General features: G+C 40.8%; 19 protein-coding genes. 14 read left to right on the plus strand and 5 right to left on the minus strand.

Going from position 1 to position 17206, the window contains the following annotated elements:
• Positions 1 to 331 precede the first annotated feature (331 nt).
• The 3 genes from AC1DQW_RS09155 to AC1DQW_RS09165 are packed head-to-tail and all read right to left on the minus strand — an operon-like array spanning position 332 to position 3512.
• The gene (locus AC1DQW_RS09155) at positions 332 to 1057 is read right to left on the minus strand and encodes a LytR/AlgR family response regulator transcription factor (protein ID WP_477401016.1); all 726 of its coding nucleotides are present in this window, start codon (positions 1055 to 1057) and stop codon (positions 332 to 334) included.
• Between the two features lie 52 nt (positions 1058 to 1109).
• On the minus strand, positions 1110 to 2444 hold the full coding sequence (locus AC1DQW_RS09160) for a 3-keto-disaccharide hydrolase (RefSeq protein ID WP_477453809.1): 1335 nt from the start codon (positions 2442 to 2444) through the stop codon (positions 1110 to 1112).
• A 15-nt stretch (positions 2445 to 2459) separates the two neighbouring features.
• Complete coding sequence (locus tag AC1DQW_RS09165; RefSeq protein ID WP_477453810.1) at positions 2460 to 3512, minus strand: sensor histidine kinase; 1053 nt, start codon at positions 3510 to 3512, stop codon at positions 2460 to 2462.
• Positions 3513 to 3751: 239 nt separating this feature from the next.
• On the opposite strand from AC1DQW_RS09165, the gene AC1DQW_RS09170 reads away from it, so the two are divergent.
• From AC1DQW_RS09170 to AC1DQW_RS09235, 14 genes are all read left to right on the plus strand, one after another.
• Positions 3752 to 3964 carry a hypothetical protein gene (locus AC1DQW_RS09170; protein WP_477401020.1) on the plus strand — a complete coding sequence of 71 codons (213 nt, stop codon included), beginning with the start codon at positions 3752 to 3754 and terminating at the stop codon, positions 3962 to 3964.
• Complete coding sequence (locus tag AC1DQW_RS09175; RefSeq protein ID WP_477453811.1) at positions 3958 to 4857, plus strand: ABC transporter ATP-binding protein; 900 nt, start codon at positions 3958 to 3960, stop codon at positions 4855 to 4857. Before AC1DQW_RS09170 ends, AC1DQW_RS09175 begins: the two co-directional genes overlap by 7 nt.
• Positions 4858 to 4862: 5 nt before the next feature.
• Positions 4863 to 5660: an ABC transporter permease gene (locus tag AC1DQW_RS09180; RefSeq protein WP_477453812.1), complete on the plus strand. Its 798-nt coding sequence runs from the start codon at positions 4863 to 4865 to the stop codon at positions 5658 to 5660.
• 276 nt (positions 5661 to 5936) lie between these two features.
• Positions 5937 to 6461, plus strand: a complete 525-nt coding sequence (locus tag AC1DQW_RS09185) for a YceD family protein (protein ID WP_477453813.1) — start codon at positions 5937 to 5939, stop codon at positions 6459 to 6461.
• A gap of 16 nt (positions 6462 to 6477) precedes the next feature.
• Positions 6478 to 6669, plus strand: a complete 192-nt coding sequence (rpmF, locus tag AC1DQW_RS09190; RefSeq protein ID WP_295716420.1) for a 50S ribosomal protein L32 — start codon at positions 6478 to 6480, stop codon at positions 6667 to 6669.
• A gap of 15 nt (positions 6670 to 6684) precedes the next feature.
• Complete coding sequence (gene plsX, locus AC1DQW_RS09195) at positions 6685 to 7623, plus strand: phosphate acyltransferase PlsX (RefSeq protein ID WP_477453814.1); 939 nt, start codon at positions 6685 to 6687, stop codon at positions 7621 to 7623.
• Positions 7624 to 7633: 10 nt separating this feature from the next.
• The gene (locus AC1DQW_RS09200) at positions 7634 to 8623 is read left to right on the plus strand and encodes a beta-ketoacyl-ACP synthase III (RefSeq protein ID WP_477415790.1); all 990 of its coding nucleotides are present in this window, start codon (positions 7634 to 7636) and stop codon (positions 8621 to 8623) included.
• Between the two features lie 250 nt (positions 8624 to 8873).
• Positions 8874 to 9344: an acetyl-CoA carboxylase biotin carboxyl carrier protein gene (accB, locus tag AC1DQW_RS09205; RefSeq protein ID WP_477401027.1), complete on the plus strand. Its 471-nt coding sequence runs from the start codon at positions 8874 to 8876 to the stop codon at positions 9342 to 9344.
• A gap of 141 nt (positions 9345 to 9485) precedes the next feature.
• On the plus strand, positions 9486 to 10820 hold the full coding sequence (gene accC, locus AC1DQW_RS09210; protein ID WP_477415786.1) for an acetyl-CoA carboxylase biotin carboxylase subunit: 1335 nt from the start codon (positions 9486 to 9488) through the stop codon (positions 10818 to 10820).
• Between the two features lie 75 nt (positions 10821 to 10895).
• Positions 10896 to 11759 carry a twin-arginine translocase subunit TatC gene (gene tatC, locus AC1DQW_RS09215; protein ID WP_477453815.1) on the plus strand — a complete coding sequence of 288 codons (864 nt, stop codon included), beginning with the start codon at positions 10896 to 10898 and terminating at the stop codon, positions 11757 to 11759.
• A 253-nt stretch (positions 11760 to 12012) separates the two neighbouring features.
• Complete coding sequence (locus AC1DQW_RS09220; protein WP_477401032.1) at positions 12013 to 13293, plus strand: replication-associated recombination protein A; 1281 nt, start codon at positions 12013 to 12015, stop codon at positions 13291 to 13293.
• Between the two features lie 86 nt (positions 13294 to 13379).
• Positions 13380 to 14855: a DUF5687 family protein gene (locus tag AC1DQW_RS09225; protein WP_477453816.1), complete on the plus strand. Its 1476-nt coding sequence runs from the start codon at positions 13380 to 13382 to the stop codon at positions 14853 to 14855.
• A 2-nt stretch (positions 14856 to 14857) separates the two neighbouring features.
• Positions 14858 to 15613 carry an ABC transporter ATP-binding protein gene (locus AC1DQW_RS09230; protein WP_477453817.1) on the plus strand — a complete coding sequence of 252 codons (756 nt, stop codon included), beginning with the start codon at positions 14858 to 14860 and terminating at the stop codon, positions 15611 to 15613.
• Between the two features lie 143 nt (positions 15614 to 15756).
• Positions 15757 to 16215 carry a nuclear transport factor 2 family protein gene (locus tag AC1DQW_RS09235; RefSeq protein WP_477453818.1) on the plus strand — a complete coding sequence of 153 codons (459 nt, stop codon included), beginning with the start codon at positions 15757 to 15759 and terminating at the stop codon, positions 16213 to 16215.
• Between the two features lies 1 nt (position 16216).
• Here AC1DQW_RS09235 and AC1DQW_RS09240 read toward each other — a convergent pair whose 3' ends face one another.
• Together AC1DQW_RS09240 and AC1DQW_RS09245 are read right to left on the minus strand one after the other, a co-directional pair.
• Positions 16217 to 16768, minus strand: a complete 552-nt coding sequence (locus tag AC1DQW_RS09240; protein ID WP_477453819.1) for an NUDIX hydrolase — start codon at positions 16766 to 16768, stop codon at positions 16217 to 16219.
• Positions 16761 to 17165 carry a hypothetical protein gene (locus AC1DQW_RS09245; RefSeq protein WP_477415774.1) on the minus strand — a complete coding sequence of 135 codons (405 nt, stop codon included), beginning with the start codon at positions 17163 to 17165 and terminating at the stop codon, positions 16761 to 16763. Before AC1DQW_RS09245 ends, AC1DQW_RS09240 begins: the two co-directional genes overlap by 8 nt.
• Positions 17166 to 17206 lie beyond the last annotated feature (41 nt).

Here is a 17206-nt window from a genome sequence, read left to right on the forward strand (position 1 = left end):
CGTTACCATCACCTTATTGCAAGTATAAAATTTAGCAAAACGCCCAACGGAAATAACGTTTGAAAGATTTGACATCCTGAGTAACCTTTATTTGCTTGCAAATAATCGCATTGAAAATGACATTTTTTCAATATTGATAATCAGCAAGTTACAGATTTGTCATTGGCGACGCAGTGAAGGATCTATTCGCAGACTTTACCGGGCGAAGAAGCATGGCAAACAATAGATCCTTTACTGCGTTCAGGATGACAAGAAAGTTTTTCTTGGAAAAAACCTCGTGCTCATGTCCAAGAACTAACCACCATAGTTTCCCCTTCAGGGGGTTAGGGAGCTAAACATTCTTATCATCAATGATCTTAAAAAACTCATCCCTGTAGGTGTCGCCTACCGGGATAATCTTTTCCCCTATCTGGATGCGGCTGCGTTCGATGCTGTCAATTTTGTTTAAGGCTACGATGTATGATTTATGTACCCTTACAAAATGCTTTTCGGGCAGGGCGTCTTCCATCTTTTTCATCCCCTGCAGCGTAATGATGCGCTCGGCAGGGGTAAATATGGATATGTAATCCTTCAGGCCTTCAATAAACAAAATATCGTGCAGGTAAACCTTTTGTATTTTATGCTCGGTTTTTACGAAGATAAAGTCTGTCGAAAAATCATCCTGTTGCGCGGGCTCCGACTGGATAACGGTTTTGGTAACCGGCTGTATAATAGTTTGCGCTTTTTGTACCGACTTAAAAAACCTGTCAAAAGCTATTGGTTTTAATAGGTAATCAACCACATCCAATTCGTATCCTTCAAGCGCGTATTGCGGGTATGCGGTTGTTAATATCACTTTGGCCTTGCCATTGGCAATTTTTAAAAACTGTATGCCGGTAAGCTCCGGCATTTGCACATCTAAAAACACCAGGTCGATATTGCCTGCCTGTACCAGTGTAAGGGCCTCAATAGGATTGGTTGTGGCTTTCACCAATTGCAAAAAAGGCATTTTGGATATATAATCTTCCAATATATGCAGCGCTAAAGGCTCATCATCAACTACCAGGCATCTGATCATGCTGTAAAAATAAGTGTTAAAATCATTTAAAAATTAAATTTTTTTATTCCTGTTAAAACGGTATTAACTCTACCGATTTATAAAAGATCTCGGCTCCTTCTGATTGCAGTAGGATCCGTCCTTCGGCCACCGAACCTGTACCCCAGTTCACCAGGTGCCCGTTTACATAATGTTCTATCTGGTTGCCGTTGCAAATGATCTCCAGGGTGTTCCATTCGCCCCGCGGCTTTTCAAAATCGGCCGTACGGAAAATATGCTTCTGGTCCCATGCCACTTCCCATTTATTTGGCGAATCTACATTGGTATGTTTTACACACCAAAAGTCGCCGCAATCCTGTTCCTGTATTTGAAACTCTATTGATTTCGGCCAAACTGTATCCTTTTCCATTAATCCAAAATGGTAAAGAATGCCCGCGTCACGCTTGCCCGTCTGGCGTGGAAAGTACTGTTTGGTGCCCCACTTAAATACTACTTTGAGGTAATAATTGGAGTACGATTTTAAGGTGCTCATATACCCGAAGTGCTTGCCCATTACGTGCACTGCACCATTTTCCGCCGCGAAGTTGTTATGGATATCATTGTTTTTACCCAGCGTATCCAAAAATGTATACCAACCTGTTTTATCCTTGCCGTTAAACAGTTTTTGTACATTAATCTCCCTGATCCATATGTTGCGGAACGATACCGGGAACTCATGTTCCTGTAATAACAATGGCTGTGCAAAATTATGCTTCGTGTATTTAGGCTCACCAACATGTGCTACTGTGCCTTTTATTGCCACATGGTTTTGCACCAGCACGCCATTATGCAAAACAGTAATGTATGCCGGCGTTTTAAGTGAGCTATCCAGGTTAAAACGCGGAGCGGTATAAATGATATCATACTTTTGCCAAACCCCGGGTTTAAGCGAGGCGTTAACCGAAGGCACATGTTGTTTGTAAACAGAGCCTGCCTGCCCGTTGGAGTAGGTGCGGTTTTTATAACTATCCAATATTTGCAGTTCGTAACGGCTTTGCATGATCACGCCGCTGTTGCCGCGCTCCTGGCCCTCACCTTTAACTATTGCTGGCGTACGCCATTCGATATGCAGCTGGCAATCCGCAAAATTTCTGCTGGTGATGATGGATCCGCTGCCAGGCTTAACGGTGAGGATGCCATCCTTAATCGTCCAGCCTGGCGGCATTCCTTTTTGATTGGTCCACTCGTTAAGGTTTTTTCCATCAAATAATATAATAGCATCCGATGGAGCTTTATTACCCAAACCCGGTAATACTACAGCCGGTTCCGGATCCCATACTTCAGTAAGTTTAGGATCATTTTGAGCCGAAGCATTGTATCCGCATACGGCTAACAAAAGGAAAAGTAAGGTGGTTTTTAACTGGTTCATGGTTTGGTTATTATCTTATAAAACTATAGATAATTCGCAAGTATAGGTGTCTGCTTCGTCCCTGATATTTAAAGTATATTTTCCGGGATAGAGCAAATTAAGTCGCCTTTGCACATTAGTTAAACCTATGCCGCCTATGGCATCACGATTATGGGTATGCTTTTTATTCTGAATGTAAAAGTGAAGCTTACACTCCTCAACATTAATGAGCAGTTTTATAGGCGTCATTACATCATTAGCCACGCCGTGTTTAAAAGCGTTCTCGATAAAAGCAATAAGCAGCAAAGGGACGATTTGCTGGTTGGTTACATCTCCCATTACTTTAAAATCAATAAATGCCTTATTCCCAAAGCGGATCTTTTGCAGGTCGATATAGTTATGGAGGTATTGGAGCTCTTTACTCAAATCAACCTTGTTGTCATTACACTCATACAGCATATAGCGCATAATTTCTGATAACTTCAGAATCGCTTCGGGTGTTGTTTCAGATCGCTGATAGGCAAGCGAGTAAATGCTGTTTAGCGAGTTGAACAAAAAATGGGGGTTTATCTGTGATTTGAGGAAGGCCAGTTCGGCGCTCAATCGCTGATTTTCCAGGTCGCGCTGGATGCGTTCGTTCATGAACCAGTCGGTTGTAAATTTGAGTACAGTACTCAGGAAAACAAATATCAAACTGGCAAAAACCGTACTGAAAAAATAAGCAGTAAAGCTGATGGTTTGACCTTTCATACGGGTAAGTACAATATCCTTAAAAAGCAGGCCGATACCATATTTCCCAATACCATAAACCACAATAGTGATCACGATAACAAAGGCATAAGCCCAGTAACGTTTCTTATCAAGGAATTGTGGAATATATATAAGAAAGTTAAGGTAAAACAAACTGATATTGATTGCAGGGTATAGTAAAAATATAACCAGCAGTTGTTTAGTATTCAAGTGATCATTGAGGGTTGCCAGGAACACGAAAAACGAGATCATGGCCAGCCAAAAAAGTAAATGCCAGAAAATATGCCAGGCTGTTTTTGTAATACGGGTTTGTTTATCTGTTGAAATAGAATCCTGCATTGTTTTTATTAAATACCTTATAATATACCAGTGGTAATGGCATGTAATTTAATATTTTGATTGTTATACAGGGGTATATTTATATATAGTAATTTATTTTGTCGATGAACGGGCTTTTATGATCGATGAACCGGTTAAAGTGTTGAAAAAACAGTTCATCTATAAACTCTGTGTGTTGGTCTAATACTTTTTAGCGGGTGACGAAATAAGTATTTCTTTGTTCTATCAAATCACTTGCAATGAAAACGCTTATCAAAAATTCAAATCCTTTTATCATGTTATTAATACCTGTAATGTTTGCCTTAATTTTAGGGGTAAGCTATCAGTTTGAACAAAAAAAGGAATCATGTATAATGGGGAATTCAGCTGTACATGCTACCTCGTTGTTTTACAAAGGTATAACCCTTGTTAAAACTGTTTGCTCTATAGCAAAAAGTAACGATGTATGGTAATTCGTACCGAAGGATTATCTTTCAACTTCGGCGATCAGCAGGTTGTTAAATCATTGGGCCTGCAAGTTCCTGAAGGAAGCATATATGGTTTTCTTGGCCCAAACGGTGCCGGGAAAACCACTACCATCAAACTCCTGTTAAACCTGCTAAAAGTACAAAGTGGCAGCATCCGCATATTTGAACAGGATATTCAACACCACCGCATCAATATACTATCACAAATAGGTTCGCTTATTGAGCAGCCGGCTATTTACCTTCATCTTAGCGGAAGAGAAAATTTACTTAATCGTGCCCTGCTGTTACAGGTATCCATAAAGCGGGTTGACGAAATGCTGGCCCTGGTACAGCTTACCAATGCTGCCGATAAAAAAGCGGGGCAGTATTCCTTAGGTATGAAACAACGCCTGGGCATTGCGCTGGCCCTGCTTGCTGATCCCAAGCTTCTTATATTGGATGAGCCAACCAATGGCCTTGATCCCAACGGAATTATTGAAGTCCGTGAGCTTCTCATCAAACTGGTAACTAAACATAACAAAACCGTATTTATATCCAGCCATTTACTGGCCGAAGTGGAACGCATGGCCACCCACGTAGGTATCATTAATAATGGCGAGCTGCTTTTTCAGGGAAGCATAGGCGAGTTGCAGGCATTGAGCCAGCCATTGGTATGTATCGAGGCCGATAATACAGTAGATGCCGCCAATTTACTTACCCGCAACGGGTTTAAGGTTACCGATGTTACCGATAAATACTTGTATGTAACATATGTAAGTAAAGAAAAAACCGCCGAGATCAATTCCTTACTACACCGCAATGGCTACGCTATATACAGCATTGGTAAGCAGCAAAAAGACCTTGAGCGATTATTTTTAGATATTACCCAAAATGCCTGAACCATATGAAAGGATTTATATTATCGTTCCGGTCGGAGTTTTATAAGAGCCGCAAAACTTTGGGATTTTGGGCCTCTGTTTTACTGCCATTACTCATATGCTCCCTCCTTTTTGTAGGGTTTCTTGCTAAAAGCGAAAAGCTTGCGGGTACGCCTCCAATGATGCTATGGGTGCAGTTTGCCGGCGCTATAATGGGCATAATGGGCTCGTTACTGTTGCCCATGTTTACCATTTTTATTGCGTACTCTGTAAATAGTATCGAACATAAATCGGATACATGGAAAAGCTTATTTAGTTTGCCAATATCAAGATGGTCTGTATATGGGGCTAAGTTTACCTATGCTATTTTCCTGATATTTGTAACGCTTGCACTATTTGTGCTATTCACCATTGGCTTTGGTAATTTATTAAGTGTGGTAAAGCCCGACCTCAGGTTTGATAATTACCACATGGAGAAACAACTTGCAGAAATGTATTTTAAGCTGTTTTTATCATCATTAGGCATATTATCAATACAGTTCCTGCTGAGCTTACTTTGGTCGGATTTTTTGAAGCCAATGGGTATTGGCTTTGTTTGTACTATAACGGGTGTAATTTTAGCATCCAAAAACTGGGAGTATTGTTACCTTTTTCCTTATTCGCATCCAATGGTTGCTATAACTACCATGATGCGCCACGGAGACAAGCGGATAACGGAAATACAAATAGATGTGTTCACTAAAGATGTATTTGTAAGCCTGGCGGTAGGAGTGGTTGTTTTTATAGCGGGTTATTTTATTGTGCTAAAAAAGAGCGTGAAATAGATGCATGGTTGAGTGGGTATGCAGATATTTCACTATAATTTATTGTTCGTCGACACACTAAAATAATAGGCCCCGGCTTTTGGCATGCCATATCTGTAAAACAACAATGACTCAAAAACTGGTTGAGGAAAACAGGTTTTGCAGCATTGGAAACAACCTTTAAGGCGCGGCAAAAAACATGTGTTTATCCTCACCTTATGCCTTTCATCTCAAAAAGAAAAAAACACTTTCCACTTATCGTATTTTTCCCTACATTTGCGGGCTAATTGTTGCTCATTGAAATCGCTTAGAACATATTCGATTCCTTTTACGGGACTTAAGCTGGGGAAACACCAGTTTGAATTTACTGTTGATGACGCTTTTTTTAACGAATTTGAATATTCGCTGGTTAAAAAGGCTAACTTGCAGTGCTCCGTAGATTTGGATAAACAGGAAACAATGATCATTCTGAATTTTGTGATCAAAGGCACCGTTGATGCAAACTGCGATAGGTGTTTGGCCCAATATCCACAATTGCTGGATATTACCGAACAACAGATAGCTAAATTTAGCGAGGAGCCGATTGATGAGGACGATGAGATTATCACCCTTAGCAAAAATGATCACGAGATCAATATCGCGGGGTTAATATATGAATATATAAACGTTGCCATGCCATTTATATCGGTATGTAACAACGAGGGTAACACCCCATATTGTGATACAGAAATGCTCGAAAAGTTGAAAAACCTTTCGGGAAACGAAGAACAAACCGAGCATACAGACCCACGGTGGGATGTACTCAAAAAAATAAATAAATAATAAACATAACAGGATCATGCCACATCCAAAACGTAAAATATCCAAATCAAGAAGAGATAAGCGCAGAACTCATTACAAAGCTGTAGCCCCATCATTAACTACCTGCCAAACTACAGGTGCCATACATTTGCCGCACAGAGCTTATACTGTTGATGGTAATCTTTACTACAACGGTAAAGTACTTATTGAGAAAGCAGCTGTAGCATAAGTTTATTTTCTGAAAATGAAGATTGGCTTAGATATTATGGGCGGTGATTTTGCTCCCAAAGCAACTGTTTTAGGAGCAATCGAAGCTTATAAGGCTTTATCTGCCGACCAAAAACTGGTACTTATTGGAGATAAAGAAGTAGCTGCTACTATTCTTCAGGAAAATAATGTTAGCCCCGATCATTTCGAGTTTGTACATACAACCGAAGTGATTGGTATGGGCGAACACCCTACAAAAGCTATTGTACAAAAACCAAATTCGAGTATTTCGGTTGGTTTTCAACTGCTTAAGGAGGGACAAATTCAGGCTTTCTCGTCAGCTGGCAACACTGGTGCTATGCTGGTTGGTTCTATGTTTAGTGTAAAAACTATTCCGGGCGTGGTGCGCCCTGCAATGACCACTATTGTACCCAAACTTGAAGGAGGTTTGGGTATTTTGTTGGATGTAGGCGCCAATGCCGATTGTAAACCCGAAGTTTTATTGCAGTTTGGCATATTGGGCAGCTTATTTGCCCAGGCGGTTTATAATATTGATAATCCGCGTGTAGCACTCATTAACATTGGCGAAGAGGAAGAGAAAGGTAATATTCTTTGCCAGGCCACCTATCCTTTAATGAAGGAAACCAAGCTGTTCAATTTTGTTGGTAATGTTGAAGGACGCGACTTATTTAGCGAAGGGGCCGATGTTTTTGTGTGCGATGGTTTTACAGGCAATGTAATATTAAAGCTTGCCGAAACGTTTTATGTTATCACCCGCAAAAAACAGTTTAAGGATGAGTTTTTCGATAGGTTCAACTATGAACAATACGGTGGCAGCCCTATTTTGGGTGTAAATGCTCCCGTTGTTGTTGGCCATGGCATATCAAATCCCGAGGCTATTAAAAACATGGTCCTTTTATCAAAAAACATGGTTGAGAGCGGCCTGGTTGATAAAATAAAACAAGCTTTTCAGTAAAAATATAAAGATGAGTAAAATTCATGCCGCTATTACTGCTGTACATGGTTACGTGCCCGACTACGTATTAACCAACCAGGAACTGGAAACATTGGTTGATACTAACGACGAGTGGATTGTGAGCCGTACAGGCATTAAAGAGCGTCGTATATTAAAGGGCGAAGGTTTGGGTACATCTGATTTGGCTGTACCTGCCGTGCAGGCATTACTAAAAAAACGCGGTATAGGTGCCGAAGAACTTGACCTTATCATTTTTTGCACCACTACACCCGACTTTGTTTTCCCGGCTACCGCAAATATTTTAGCAAATAAAATTGGCGCAAAAAACGCTTGGGGATATGATCTTTCGGCTGCATGTTCGGGCTTTATATTTGGCCTTGCAACAGGTTCACAGTTTATCGAGAGCGGCAAGCATAAAAAAGTATTAGTAGTTGGCGGCGATAAAATGTCATCAATAACCAACTATCATGATAGGGCTACCTGCATTATTTTTGGCGATGGCTGCGGTGCCGTTTTACTTGAACCCAATGATGAAGGCAACGGGATCATGGATTCCATATTAAAAAGTGATGGCTCCGGCGTTGCTTACCTGCACCAAAAAGCAGGAGGATCTGTAAAGCCGGCATCACATGAAACAGTTGATGCCCGTGAGCATTATGCTTACCAGGAAGGCCAGGCTGTTTTTAAATTCGCGGTTACCAATATGGCCGATGTAGCTCATGAGGTAATGGAACGCAATAACCTAACTGCCGATGATGTTGCATGGCTGGTACCTCACCAGGCCAATAAACGCATTATTGATGCTACCGCGAGGCGCACCGGCTTAAGCGATGATAAGGTGATCATTAACATTGAACGTTACGGCAATACAACAAACGGCACCATTCCATTATGTTTATGGGAGTGGGAAAGCAAATTTAAAAAAGGCGATACCCTTATTTTAGCGGCCTTTGGCGGCGGCTTTACCTGGGGTTCCATTTACCTAAGGTGGGCTTATTAGATGTACAGATTATAGATGTGCAAATATGGTGGGATGTATATTAGAAATTTAAAACATCCGGCCATTATTAAATGTTAAATTGCTTAATAGGTAATAATTATAAATATAAAATCGCATATTAATACGGTTAATTAACTAATAAATAAGAGGTAAAAATAATCTGCACATCTGCATATTTGCACATCTTAAATCTGCACATTTGCAATTAACTTAGATAATAAAACTTTGTCCCAAACCAATTAATCCCACTATGGATATTAAACAAATTCAGGACCTTATTCGCTTTGTGTCAAAATCGGGCGTAAACGAAGTGTCAATTGAGCAGAAAGATTTTAAGATCACTATAAAAACCAACGAGACACAGCCGCAGGTTATTCATGCCAGCATACCGGCACAAACTGCTCCAGCTGCGTTGCCGGCAGCCCCGGTTGCAATTGAGCCGGCTGCCCCTGCACTACCTGTTGGTCCGGATACATCTAAGTATCTTACTATCAAATCGCCAATGATCGGTACTTTTTACCGCTCGGCAAGTCCTGATAAACCATTGTTTGTAAATGTTGGCGACGAAATTAAAGCAGGCAGCGTGGTTTGTATCATTGAAGCCATGAAGCTTTTCAACGAAATTGAATCGGAGATATCGGGCCGTATTGTGAAAGTACTGGTTGATAACTCTTCGCCTGTAGAATACGACCAACCTTTATTTTTAGTAGAACCTATATAACGATGTGCAAATGTGCGGATTTCAAATGTGCAAATGATTTTTAATTCATTTGCACATTTGTAGTTTACACAATTGAACATCAATCATTAATATTTTTCATCTGCATATTTGCACATTTGTAATTTGCACATCAAAGAAACCATGTTTAAAAAAATATTAATAGCTAACCGGGGCGAGATAGCCCTGCGAATTATCCGTACCTGCAAAGAGATGGGTATTAAAACCATAGCTGTATATTCAACTGCCGACCGAGATAGCCTTCATGTACGTTTTGCTGATGAAGCTGTTTGTATAGGCCCCCCTCCAAGCCGCGATTCTTATTTGAATATTCCTAACATCATTTCGGCTGCCGAGCTTACCAACGCGGATGCTATACATCCGGGTTATGGTTTCCTATCAGAAAATGCCAAATTCTCGGCCATTTGTGCCGATTACGGAATTAAATTCATTGGCGCTACTGCCGATCAGATCAACTCAATGGGCGATAAAGCTTCAGCTAAGGAAACCATGAAAAAAGCCGGTGTACCTATTGTGCCGGGATCTGATGGATTACTTACTGATATTAAATCGGGTATCGCTATAGCTAATAAAATAGGCTACCCCGTAATACTAAAAGCAACTGCAGGTGGCGGTGGCCGCGGTATGCGCATTGTTTGGCAAGACAGCGAGTTTGAGAACGCGTGGGATTCTGCCCGTGCCGAATCTGGCGCTGCCTTTGGTAACGATGGCCTTTACCTTGAAAAATATGTTCAGGATCCGCGTCACATCGAGATCCAGGTAGTGGGTGACCAGTATGGTAAAGTATGTCATTTGTCTGAACGGGATTGTTCTATTCAACGCCGTCACCAAAAATTGGTTGAAGAATCTCCATCACCATTTATGACCGAAAAACTTCGAAAAAAAATGGGCGAAGCTGCTATAAAAGGAGCGAAGGCTGTAAAATACGAAGGTGCCGGTACTGTAGAGTTTTTGGTTGATAAAGACCGTAACTTCTACTTCATGGAAATGAACACCCGGATCCAGGTAGAACACCCGGTTACCGAAGAGGTGATCAACTTCGACCTGATCAAAGAACAAATTAAGGTTGCATCGGGAATTCCTATCTCTGGTAAAAATTACGAGCCAACAATGCATGCTATTGAGTGCCGTATCAATGCCGAAGACCCTTATAACAATTTCCGCCCTTCACCCGGTAAAATAACCAATTTTCATTCGCCAGGCGGACATGGTGTACGTATTGATACCCATGTTTATACGGGGTATGTAATACCGCCAAACTATGATTCCATGATAGCAAAAGTAATTTGCTGCGCCCAAACACGCGAGGAGGCTTTAAGTACCATGGAGCGCGCCTTAAGCGAGTTTGTAATTGAAGGTGTAAAAACAACCATCCCTTTCCACCTGAAATTGTTAAAAGATGCAAACTTCCGTGCAGGTAATTTTACTACCAAGTTTATGGACACGTTTGAAATGTAAAATAAATTCAAACTATCTTCATACAATAGAACGTACTTAGCACAATAGCGTTGATACAGCGGTATTAAATATATAATGAGCGACAATAAATTAATTAAAGCCATAAAGGATAAAGGCAAAACGATGGAGGCAGAAATGTCATTCTTCGACCATATTGAAGCTTTAAGATGGCATTTGATACGGGCCTCCATAGCAATTGTAGTATTTACCAGCGTGGTTTTTTATTATTACGATTGGATTTTTGATACCGTTATTATGGGTCCCAGCAAGCCAACCTTCTGGACATACCGGATGCTTTGCGCGCTGGGTGAGGCCTTGCATCGCCCAGGCTTTTGTATTGATAAAATTAACATCCAGCTCATAAATACCGAGATGGCCGGGCAGTTTACCCTGCAAATTAACTCATCATTATTAATTGGTATCACATTAGGTTTCCCCTACCTGTTGTTTGAATTATGGCGCTTTATACGTCCGGCTTTGCATGAAAAAGAACGTAAAGCAGCATCGGGTTTTGTGTTTTACGCAACCGGCCTGTTCATTACAGGAGTTTTGTTTGGTTACTATGTGATCACGCCCGAGTCGATCAATTTTCTTTCGGGTTATACAGTAAGTTCATCAATCCATAATTTATTTGATATCGACTCCTACATTTCATCTGTGGCTACATTAACCCTGGCAACAGGTGTAGTTTTTGAGCTGCCAATTTTAGTGTATGTATTATCAAGCCTGGGCGTACTTACAGCTAAGTTTATGCGAGATACAAGGCGATATGCAATAGTTGCCATATTGGTTGTAGCAGCTGTTGTAACCCCTACACCTGATATGATGACCATGACTGTAGTAAGTATCCCGCTATTTATTTTATACGAAGTAGGTATCCTGGTATCGGCAGTTGTGGAGAAAAGAAAGCTGAAGAGAGCAGAAGCTRATGGCTTCTAAAACAATGTGCAGGTTGCGTTTTGATATGCAGATTTCAAATGTGGAAATATGCATATGAAGAAGTAATCTTATTTTAGATAAGCTGATAATAAAAAAACTTATTGAAAGCCTCATCGTTTATTAGCGGTGGGGCTTTGTTTATTAAGCCACAATTTGCACATTTGAAGGATACAATGCTTAACTTAATTAATGTACGCATACGCAGCTCATCATCTGCGTATTTCCACATTTGAAATCTGCATATCTAAATTACATGACCAATCTCCCGCCATTAGCCGAACGTCTGCGCCCGAAATCGTTAGATGATTATGTGGGGCAAAAGCATCTTGTTGGTCCGGGTGCGGTTTTGCGTAAGGCAATTGAATCGGGAGCGTTGCCTTCTATGCTGTTCTGGGGGCCGCCAGGAGTGGGTAAAACTACATTGGCCTATATCATTTCGCAATCATTGTATCGCCCGTTCTTTTCGCTTAGCGCAATTAATTCAGGAGTGAAGGATGTTCGCGAAGTAATAGAAAAAGCATCTTTGTTAAAAGAACAAGGCGAAACGTTGCCCATTTTGTTTATTGATGAAATTCACCGTTTTTCTAAATCGCAGCAGGATTCATTATTGGGTGCGGTTGAGCGGGGCATAGTTACTTTGATAGGTGCAACAACAGAAAATCCTTCATTCGAGGTGATCTCGGCCTTGCTATCGCGATGCCAGGTATACATTTTGAAACCTTTGGAAGAGGAGGATCTGCTGAACCTGCTTGATAAAGCCATGAAGGATGATGTGGTGCTCAAAGAAAAGCGCATTAATATAAAAGATCATGAGGCCCTGCTGCGCTTATCGGGAGGTGATGCCCGTAAGCTGCTCAATATATTTGAACTGCTTGTAAACGCTTTTGATAGCCCAGAGATAGTTTTAACCGATGAGGTAGTACTGGAGCATGTACAGCAAAATATGGCCCTGTATGATAAAACAGGCGAGCAACATTATGATATCATTTCGGCCTTTATCAAATCTATGCGTGGCAGCGATCCCAACGGAGCCGTGTATTGGCTGGCCCGGATGATCATTGGTGGGGAGGATCCGCTATTCATCGCCCGCCGTATGCTCATCCTGGCGTCTGAGGACATAGGAAACGCCAATCCAAATGCTCTTTTGTTGGCACAGAGCTGTTTTGAAGCAGTGAACAAAATAGGTATGCCAGAGTCGCAACTGATATTATCGCAAACAGCCATTTATTTGGCAACATCAGCTAAAAGCAACTCGGCCACAACCGCCATAGGAGCGGCAATGGCATTGGTACGCCAAACCGGCGATCTCCCTGTTCCGCTGCACCTGCGCAACGCACCCACCAAATTCATGAAAAATATAGGCTACGGTAAAGATTATAAATATGCCCATAGCTATGAAGGCAATTTTACCGACCTCGATTTTTTACCGGATGCAATCAGGGGAACAAAAATATACCAGCCTGGTAACAATGCTAAGGAAAACGAATCAAAAGAGAAGTTGAAAAAATTGTGGGGCGATAGATACAAGTATTAAATAGAGATAAGGCAAAATTGCTTAACTTGATTCTTCTCTTGGTTCTGTTTACCTATCTTCAACAAAACATATCTTATCTATAAAACATGGTGTCTACTTTTTTCAATCATGAGTTAAAAGCTTTCTGGCGATCAAAAAATACAGGTAAAAGCATTGCTATACGTGTAGTAATGAGTATTTTGATCCTTTACCTGTTTTTAAATGTACTTGTGGTAGGTATCTTTTTGGATAAGATGCTTGAAGGGATGTTTCCTAACGAAGATTTGGTTAAAGCTTTTTGTGGTATCATTCTTATTTATTTTCTCTTCGATCTGTTAATGCGCCTGCAGTTGCAGGAGTTGCCTACCCTTCGGGTTCAGCCTTATTTGCACCTGCCTATAAAAAGAAACTCTTTGGTACGCTACCTGGCTTTAACTGCGGCCTTATCCATATTTAATTTGTGGCCTTTCATATTGTTTTTACCATTTATATTCAAGATAGTTGCGCAGGATTCGGGAGGCCTGGTTGCACTGGCCTTTGTTGTGGCTATCGCCGGGCTTACGGTATTTAACAACTACCTGGCACTATACATTAAAAGAAGATCGAATCTCAATGGTTGGGTGTTTTTAATAGCAGCAACTGTTTTAATCCTCATCATCACCTGTGATTTCCGGTGGCACCTGTTCTCCGTTCGCGATATTTCATATGCTTACTTCGGTCATTTAATTACTATGCCGGTGTTGGCGCTACTACCTTTGGTGCTTGCTATTGTAATGTATTACTTTAACTTTTATTACTTAAAGCAAAATCTTTACCTGGAAGAGCTTACCGCGCATAAAATAAAATCATACAAGAGCAGTACAGATATACCATTCCTTTCAAGGTTTGGCAGGGTTGGAGATTTGGCAGCTAACGAGGTCAAACTCATTCTGCGTAATAAGCGCCCGCGCTCGGCCCTGGTTATGGGGTTGTTTTTTATGTTTTATGGGCTCATATTTTATACCAACAGCCATTACGGTCAAAGCTGGTACATTTTTGTAGGCATGTTCATGACGGGTATCTTCATCATTAGCTATGGCCAGTTTATGTTTAGCTGGCAAGCTACGCACTTTGATGGCATATTGGTAAGCAAAATCAATTTCATCGATTTTTTGAAGGCTAAGTATTTGCTTTTTACCGTAGTATCAACTGTTGCCTTTCTGCTTACAACGCCTTACGTTTATTTTGGCTGGCAGATATTATTGGTGCATTTTGTAATGTATTTATGGAACATCGGCGTTAATACTACAATTGTACTGTTTTTTGCCAATCGGAACGCTAAGCGAATCGACCTATCTAAGGGCGCCTCATTTAATTGGGAAGGTGTGGGGGCTACACAACTGCTATTGTCATTCCCGCTTATTTTAGCGCCCTATATTATTTACATACCTTTTGCATTATTTAAACATGGCATTACAGGATTACTGGCATTGGGAATAATAGGTGTGATATTTATATTAACCCGTAACTTCTGGATAAAAAAGCTGGAAGAAGATTTTGTGCAAAAAAGATATACCATAGCCGAAGGCTTCAGAAATAAATAACCATGATTGAAATTAATAACCTTAAAAAAGTATATAACGGCATTACTGTAGTAGATCTGCCCAACCTGCTGATCGGCAAAGGTGAAAGTGTAGGCCTGGTTGGTAATAATGGCGCTGGTAAAACTACACTGTTCCGCATGATCCTTGATCTCATCCGCCCGGAAACCGGGCAGGTATTATCAAACGGCGAAGTTGTGGCCGGTCATGAAAACTGGAAAAACTATACCGCCTCATATCTTGATGAGGGCTTCCTGATAGATTACCTAACACCAGAGGAATACCTGTATTTTATTGGCGGCCTGCATCAGCAAAGCAAAGCCACGGTAGATGAAACCCTATCGCAATTGGGCGACTTTTTTAACGATGAGATACTAAAGAAAGGCAAATACATCCGCGATTTATCTAAAGGGAACCAATGTAAGGTTGGGGTGGCATCGTGCCTGCTGCAAAATCCACAATTGCTGATGTTGGATGAGCCTTTTGCCAATATTGACCCAAGTACGCAGTTCAGGCTAAAGAATATGCTGAAGGATCAGAATAAAAACAAAGGGGTTACCAATATAGTATCCAGCCATGATCTTAACCACATCACCGATATTTGCGACCGGATCCTGCTGATGGAAAAAGGCGTGATCATTAAGGATATTGCCACCAGTTCATCGACATTAAAGGAGTTGGAAGATTATTTTGGGGTGGGGCAAACCGCCGAGGAGCCTACGCCTTTTATTTTAAAGGTTGACGAGGAAGAGAATCATTAAGAAAACGGATTATATTTTGGAAAGACTTACGAAGTTTAACCCGATAATATGGTTTTTGGCCTCGTTAAGGGCTTTGCCGTTTAAAAACTTAGCAAGTCTAATTATCGATCAAATTTACCTAAATTGTCTCGAAAATCCATTACATGAAAAAAATCCTCTTTGCAAGCCTTATCCTGCTTGTTTCATTAAAAACCGTTGCCCAGCAAGCTGACCAGGATGCCATAAAGCAAACCATTAATACCATGTTTGATGCCATGCGCAAAGGCGATAGCACCATGTTGCGATCGGCCTTTCATAAAGATATTGTTTTCGAGGGGATCTCAAATAAAAAAGATGGCACAGTTTCATTGGATATTGATAACCCCAATGATTTTATAAAAGCTGTTGGTACGCCGCATAAAGAAATCTGGGATGAGCAGATCATCTTTAAGGATATTAAAATTGATGGCGACCTGGCAAGCGTTTGGACGCCTTATAAGTTTTATTTGGGCAAAACCTTTAGCCATTGCGGGGTAGACGTTTTTTCACTCATGCGTACACCTGCAGGCTGGAAGATTATTTACGTTGTTGACACCCGCCGTAAGGATAATTGCCCGGAGTAAACTACAACGCCCCTAATTTCACCATCCCATAAAACAAACCGGCGCAATGCATAGCCTGTACAACTTTATTTTCCAGGAGTAATTGTTTCACTTCGGGAATGGAGTATTCTTCAACAATTAATTCCTCATGTTCATCTAATGATTGTTCCTGTACCTTTTTACCTCCCTTAGCCAAATAAGTAAATGTTTGATTGTTGGCTGTGGAGGGGTTGCCGTAAACGGTACATAGTAGTTCAAAATCATCAAACTGGTAACCTGTTTCTTCCAGCAACTCACGGCGCAGACCATCAACCGGCGATTCATCGCCATCAATTACTCCTCCCGGAATTTCGAGCGATATAATGCCTGCTGCATGGCGGTATTGCTTTACCATAAGTACTTTATTATCTTCGGTAACGGCAACTGCATTAACCCAGTTGCTGTATTCTAAAACATAGTAATCGTCAACAATTTTGCCGCTGGGCATTTCGCAGCGATCAATGCGCAGTGTAGCCCACGGACCCTTGTGTATATATTTAGATGAAAGCAGTTTCCAGGTAAGATTTTTACTCATAGTTGTTTTTTATAAATTGATAGATGGCGTTTTGTTTGTTAATATTTTCAAATGATGAGCTATGGTGCTTTTTCTCCAGCAATTCAAAAAGCATCAGTATTTTTTGTAGGGTGGCTAAAGTTTCTGGCGAGGGGGTAAATGGCTCGGTATGCATGTATAGTAATTGTGCCAAAGCTTCCAGTTTATCGGCTTTATAATTTCCTTTTGCCAGTAACAGTTCAAAATCTTCGGCAGTTAATGCTAATAATTCATCCAGCTTTATATTAAACTCATTTTGCAGCATGGTATCTGCAAGCTTGATAAATTCATCCGGTTTTGCCTGTTCTTTAAAACCCGCAATACGCGCCATCATGAGTGAGATTTTCTCCAACTCATTTAAAATATAATCTTTATGCATTCAAAGGTAAATTTGGGCTGCCTATCAATAATTCAAAACTT

This window comes from Mucilaginibacter sp. P5_A4 (assembly GCF_056400605.1).